This window comes from Cupriavidus sp. DL-D2 (genome assembly GCF_039710735.1).
In the GTDB taxonomy this organism is placed as follows: Bacteria; Pseudomonadota; Gammaproteobacteria; order Burkholderiales; family Burkholderiaceae; genus Cupriavidus.
The window spans coordinates 1-5,733 of record NZ_JBDKXK010000042.1; the positions used below are offsets into that span (position 1 = coordinate 1).

The window sequence follows — 5,733 nt, forward strand, 5'->3', positions numbered from 1 at the left end:
GAGATGGTGTTTTGCTCCCCTCTCCCGCGCAGTGGGAGAGGGGTTGGGGGAGAGGGCCGGAGGGTCTGCTTGCCGGCCACATCGCAATTTTCACCGCTGGCCCTCTCCCCCGCCCCTCTCCCGCCATGCGGGAGAGGGGGGAAAACCAGCGCGGGGTTAACGCATCACTCCGTCACCCACCCTCCACTCGTCGCCACCATCATCTGCTTCAGCTCCATCGTCCCGCTGCCTTTCACCACGCGCGCCAGCACCGGAAACGCCTGCTGCACCATCGTGTCCGCAGCCCATGGCGCCGCATCCAGCGTGTAGGTATATCGCACCGCAGTCGTGAGCCGCGATGCATTGTCGTGAACCGGCTTGTCCCAGCCGGTCACCTTCGCCAGCTTCACATGACCGTAACAAAGGTCCGGCGTATCCGCTTCAGCACCATGCGCCGCAGTCTTCGGATGCGCATTCACAAATCCGCGCCCCTTTTCCGTCAGGTCATAGCGCAGCGCCTTGACCGTTTCGCTCGATCCATCCTGATGTCGCAGCGTCATTTCCGCCGCCACATGCGACACCAGCCCAGCATGCTCCAGCGCGGGCATCTGGATGCCGTCACGCATCTGGGCGGCCACGGGCAAGTCGGGCACATCAACGGGCCACGTGTGCCGGCCGATGCAAAGATCGCCATACTCGGCAAGCTGCTTTTCAAGCCCGGCGCGGAAGTTGGCTTCGTTCGCCGCGTCGGGATGGCCACACGCGGTCAGGGCGATGGCCGTACACAAAAGGATTCTCTTCATTTCGATTTCACGGCATGCGCGCCATGTTCGGCGGCGAATTCAGCGGCGGCATTCGCCACGGTGTTGGCAGGCTGCGCGGCGTTGGCCGGCGGCACAAAGCCATCGGTCAGCGTTTTCAGGAAGGCGATGAGGTCCTGCGTCTCCGCATCGGTCATCGGCGTCTTGCTGCCGGCGCGGCGCTGGTCCAGTGGCATCTGCTCATCGAGATTGGCGCGGTATTGCGCGGGCAGATCGTCGTACTTGTTCACGCGGCCCTTGCCATCGCGCGGATACCACTTCTCTGGCGCGGTATCACGCGTGTTGTAGAAGCGGACCACATCCTCCAGCGCGTGGAACACGCCGTTATGCATGAACGCCTGACGCGTGGCCACGTTGCGCAGCACCGGCGTCTTGAACATGCCGCACGTTTCCTTCGCACCCTTGTCGCGGCCCGGCCGATGGTCGGTACGCAGCGGTCCGCACAGGCCCAGGTCGAAGTATTTCGGATCTGCATTGGCGGGAATCTCGCGATTGCGTGGCACGCCGATGGCTGCGAACGAGTAGTCGCTCGTCATGTCCTGGCTGCCATCGTTACCACCACCGATCAAGTGGCACGCCATGCAGTTGCCCTTGTTCGGATCGAGGAACACACGCAGGCCGCGCAGTTCCGCATCGGTCAATGCACCGCCCACCTTGTTGGTGCGATAGCGGTCGAACTTGCTGCTGTATGGATGAAAGCTGCGGTCCTCCACCTGGAACGCCTGCAGCGCCGCACCCACCAGTGAAAACGCGCGATCCGTGTCATCGAACACATTCGCGCCATATGCCTGGCGGAACGCATCGGCATGAGCGCCCTGCCGCACGGCATCCACCACAGCCGCCTTGCTGTCCGCTGCCATCTCGTTGGGAGCCAGCAGCGGAATGGCTGCCTGCTCGGCGATGGTGTTGGCGCGGCCATCCCATGTCAGTCCGCCACCGGGACCGGGCGCGCTGATCATGTCGGGATTCTCGAAGGTATCGGAATACGCGTTCGTGTACTCCTTGTACATCAGCGTGGGCACGGCACGCGTGCCGGGCTGCTTGCCATCCTTGCCGCCCAGTTGCACGGAGAGGTTATTGGCCGGTGCATAGGCGTGATTGGGATCGTGGCAGGTGGCGCACGACATCTTGCCGGAGCCCGACAGCGACGGATCGAAGAACAGCTTCGCGCCGACCTGTGCGGCGGGTGTCAGTGCGGGCGAGGCGGGTGCCGATGGGGTGACAATCTGGGCCACCTGCACGACAGCAGGCTTGGGAAGCACGGCGGCATGGGCCGCAGCGTGCGGTGCATCGTCGGCAGGCTTGCAGCCTCCCAGCACGGCAATGCACGCGGCCGCCAGGAAACCGGCGGCTTGAATGGAAATACGCATGATGCTCGATGATCGGTAACTACGCAGAAACAGCGGCACGGCGGGGACGAATCCACCGCCGTGCGTGCATCGGAACTAACGCGACAGCATCAGGACTTGATCGCCCAGATGCTGGTCTGCGTGGCATCCGGCCCTGCAGCCGTGTTGCCGCCGCTCAGCGAGCCGCTGCCGCTGACGCCCTTCGTCGCGCCGCCGGAGACGATGTCCCCGGACTTGACCACGTACTTGTGGTTCATCGGACGTACCGAGTCAAAGTGCGTGTTGGCGCTGCCCGAGTATTCGGCCAGATTGGCCAGGTTCTGCGCGATGTACTGCTCGGTGTACTTCGAGCGATTCATGTACGACGTGGCTACACCGGGGTCTGCCAGCGCAAACATGTCCTGCATCGTGCGCACGAACGAGAAGTGGCTGTAGGCATCGGAGTCGATGACCTGCTTCGGCGCGTTGGGCTGGTTGGTCAGCAACGAGAAGATGGTGGGGCCATCGCCCTTGTTGCCGCCGTTGTAACGCGCCACGGCCGTGCTGATGCCTTCGCCAAGCGGCCAGCCGCTGGTGGCGCCACCGCCCACGTTCCAGCCGCAGCACGACGAGCTGCCGTAGAAGCTCGAACCTTCGTCAAACAGCATGACGATGGCCGAGCGGCGGTTTGTGTTCTTCCAGATGGGCGAAGCCTTGATGGTTTCCACAAGATACTTGGCGTAGGCATCGCCCCGCTTGATACCCGCTGCGGCGTTCGTGCAATCCGCCACCGCCGAACCCGTGCCGTGGATGTCATCGCACTGGTCGGGCACGATGTAGTTCAGCGCGCCGATGTCGCCGCTCTTCAGGTCATCCTCGAACTGGTGCGTGTTCCATGTTATGCCCTTGCTCTTGGCATAGGTGTCGATAGCCGCATCCCACTGGCCACCACCCACCGTGCGGTTCAGGTTTCGGAAGAAGTCCGGGCGATTGCGCACTTCATCGAAGTTCACCGCCGGATGGTGCTTGGTCTTGTAGAGACTGGAAATCATCGGCTCGGTCGCGCCGAGGCCCGACGTCACGTTGACTGCCGTGATGGCCGCATTGCCGGCGCCATCCTTGCGCGGGTCCTGGCCCGGGTCCATCGATTCGCTGTAGACGCGCGCGCCCATGCCGGCGTTGTACAGCGCCGTGAACATATTGCGGCGGCCCTTGAGATTGTGGACCTTGGTGTCGGCGTTGCAGGCATTCACCGGCACATAGACATCGGTCGGCTGATTGGCGGTGTCGCCGGCCGGCAGGCAGTTCCACGCGTTGTCGTCGGCCACGCCCCAGTCGTCGGCACTGGCCAGCGAGATGTAGTTCGGCTCGCTCGGATTACCCGTGGAGAAATAGTTGGCCGCCTTGTTGCCTTCCTGGTTCAGGTACTTGTAGAAGTTCGGATAGGCAGGATCGTCGATGGTCTGGTTGCTGTGGTTCTCGAACACGACCACGAACAGGTGGTCGTAGCGCGGGATACCCTCCGGATTGAACGCGGCGTCCTGCGCGGCCTGGATCGTCGTGACCGGGTCGGCGGCCACGTCGCTGGCATAGCCGCGATCGAGAATCTTCGATGCGAGCTGGAAGCGGCCTGCCAGCGTGTTCGACTCCGTCAACAAGGCTGCAGAAGCGCGGGCATCGGCCACGCTGGCCGGCAGGGCCAGTACATCGGCGGCGTTGACCGTGACGTCGGCGGTGCCACCCGTCAGGCTCAGGCGGCCGGCGATGGCGCTCTTGGCATCGGCCACGCTCAGGTGCTCGGCTTCGACCAGACGCACGACTTCCGTCGACAACGGACTGATGACAACCCTCGCGCCGTTGGCGGCCTGCTCTGCCACGCTGCGCAACACCATCTTGCTCGCGACCTTGGTCGTGGCGCCGCTGGCGTCGGTATAGGTGGCGTCGGTATCCACCACGGCCACGAGGCTTGCCGCCGGCGTGGTCAGTGTGAAGCTGCCATCGGCGGACGAACGCGTGGACGCCTCGCCGTTGTCGCACAGGCCATTGCCGTTGGTGTCTGCACAGACCGTGGCATTGGCGTAGACCGTCGGCACGATCTTCTGCTGCACGTCATCGCCCGTGGTGCTCTTTGCGTAGTCGACGCCCGTGGCCGACGATGCCGCAAAGCCAGTCGGGTTCTTGATCGCCGTGCCGCCAACCACACCGCTGACCGTAGCAGCGGGCGTGGTGCCGCTGGTGCCGGAAGACGGGGTGGAACTGCTACCGTCGCCGCCGCATGCGGCGAGCGTGGCGGCTGCCGCGAGCGCGGTCAGCAGCGGGACAAAGCTGGAGTTTTTTGGGTGCATGTTCTGGCTTCGCCTGGACAAGGGCGAGTTTCTTAGTGGGAGGTAGGACTGCAGCGATGGTGGGCATGGCTACAGCGGCCCCGATCCTAGAAGCCGAATGTGACGGTTTGATTGCGCCGCATGTATCAACGTTGACGCATCAAGTTACGGAATATTTCATGGCGGACGGCATTGGCAGACATCCTGGAAAAGCGCATATTTGCGGCCTTTCCAAGCCTTTTCGTGGCCCCGAACCTTTCAATGGCTGAAAGGTTTTTCCTCTCGCTCCGTCATCGATGTCAGCCCGCCAACTCGCCACCCTCCACTTCTCGAACGAACTCCGCGACTGGATCGTCAATGCGCTGCGCCGTGGCGGTTCCGCAGACGACATCGTGCGTGCACTGGCCGGGCAGCGCTTCGATGCAGGCGTGGCGCGCGAACTGGTGGATGCGTTTGGGCGGGTATTACGCGACGGATCGCCGATGCCGGAAGGCAGCCTCACCATCGAGCGCGAAGCCGCAGGCCCTGCACTGCCGAGATTGCCGCGCAGCGCGATACTGCACGGCGGCGACCGGGATATCCACGTCCTGACACGCACGGACAAGCCGACCATCGCCGTCCTTGAAAGCGTGCTGACCCACGACGAATGCGACGCGCTGATGGCCGCCGCGCGTCCGCGCCTCGAAGCCTCGACGATTGTCGATCCGCGTACGGGCGAGCAAGTGGTGAGTCCCGACCGCACCAGCCAGGGCATGTTCTTCCGGCTGGCGGAAACACCGCTGCTGACGAAGCTCGATGGCCGCATTTCCGCATTGATGCAGATGCCGATGGAAAACGGCGAAGGGCTGCAGGTCCTGCAATACGCGCCGGGCGCGCAGAGCCGTCCGCACTTCGACTTCCTCATGCCCGGCAATGCCGCCAATCAGGCATCCATTGCGCGCAGTGGCCAGCGCGTCAGCACGATGGTGATCTACCTGAACGATGTGGAAGACGGCGGCGAAACGGTATTCCCCGAGACCGGCCTGTCAGTGGTGCCGCGCAAGGGCAATGCGGTGTATTTCGAGTATTGCGACAGCCAGGGACAACTGGATGGCCGCACATTGCATGCGGCGGCCGAGGTGCTACGCGGGGAGAAGTGGGTAGCGACGAAGTGGATGCGGGAGAGGAGGTTTGTGGCGGCGGGGGAATGAACTACCTCTCGGTTTTCTCCCCTCTCCCGCGTGCGGGAGAGGGGTTGGGTGTAGTGGTCAAGTAATCTTGGACACTTTTTCAGGCAGACCT

The 5,733-nt window shown here is 63.6% G+C and carries 4 protein-coding genes; 1 reads left to right on the top strand and 3 read right to left on the bottom strand.

Annotated elements, in window-relative coordinates; genetic code table 11:
• Positions 1 to 164: 164 nt before the first annotated feature.
• From ABDB81_RS20935 to ABDB81_RS20945, 3 genes are all read right to left on the bottom strand, one after another.
• Positions 165 to 782, bottom strand: coding sequence for a hypothetical protein (locus tag ABDB81_RS20935; protein WP_346813372.1), 618 nt, complete (start codon positions 780 to 782; stop codon positions 165 to 167).
• Entirely contained in the window at positions 779 to 2,170 is a 1,392-nt protein-coding gene (locus ABDB81_RS20940) for a cytochrome c peroxidase (protein ID WP_346813374.1), read from the bottom strand. Before ABDB81_RS20940 ends, ABDB81_RS20935 begins: the two co-directional genes overlap by 4 nt.
• 89 nt (positions 2,171 to 2,259) lie before the next feature.
• Positions 2,260 to 4,473: an alkaline phosphatase family protein gene (locus tag ABDB81_RS20945; RefSeq protein ID WP_346813376.1), complete on the bottom strand. Its 2,214-nt coding sequence runs from the start codon at positions 4,471 to 4,473 to the stop codon at positions 2,260 to 2,262.
• A gap of 275 nt (positions 4,474 to 4,748) precedes the next feature.
• On the opposite strand from ABDB81_RS20945, the gene ABDB81_RS20950 reads away from it, so the two are divergent.
• Positions 4,749 to 5,642: a 2OG-Fe(II) oxygenase gene (locus ABDB81_RS20950; RefSeq protein WP_160472026.1), complete on the top strand. Its 894-nt coding sequence runs from the start codon at positions 4,749 to 4,751 to the stop codon at positions 5,640 to 5,642.
• Positions 5,643 to 5,733 lie beyond the last annotated feature (91 nt).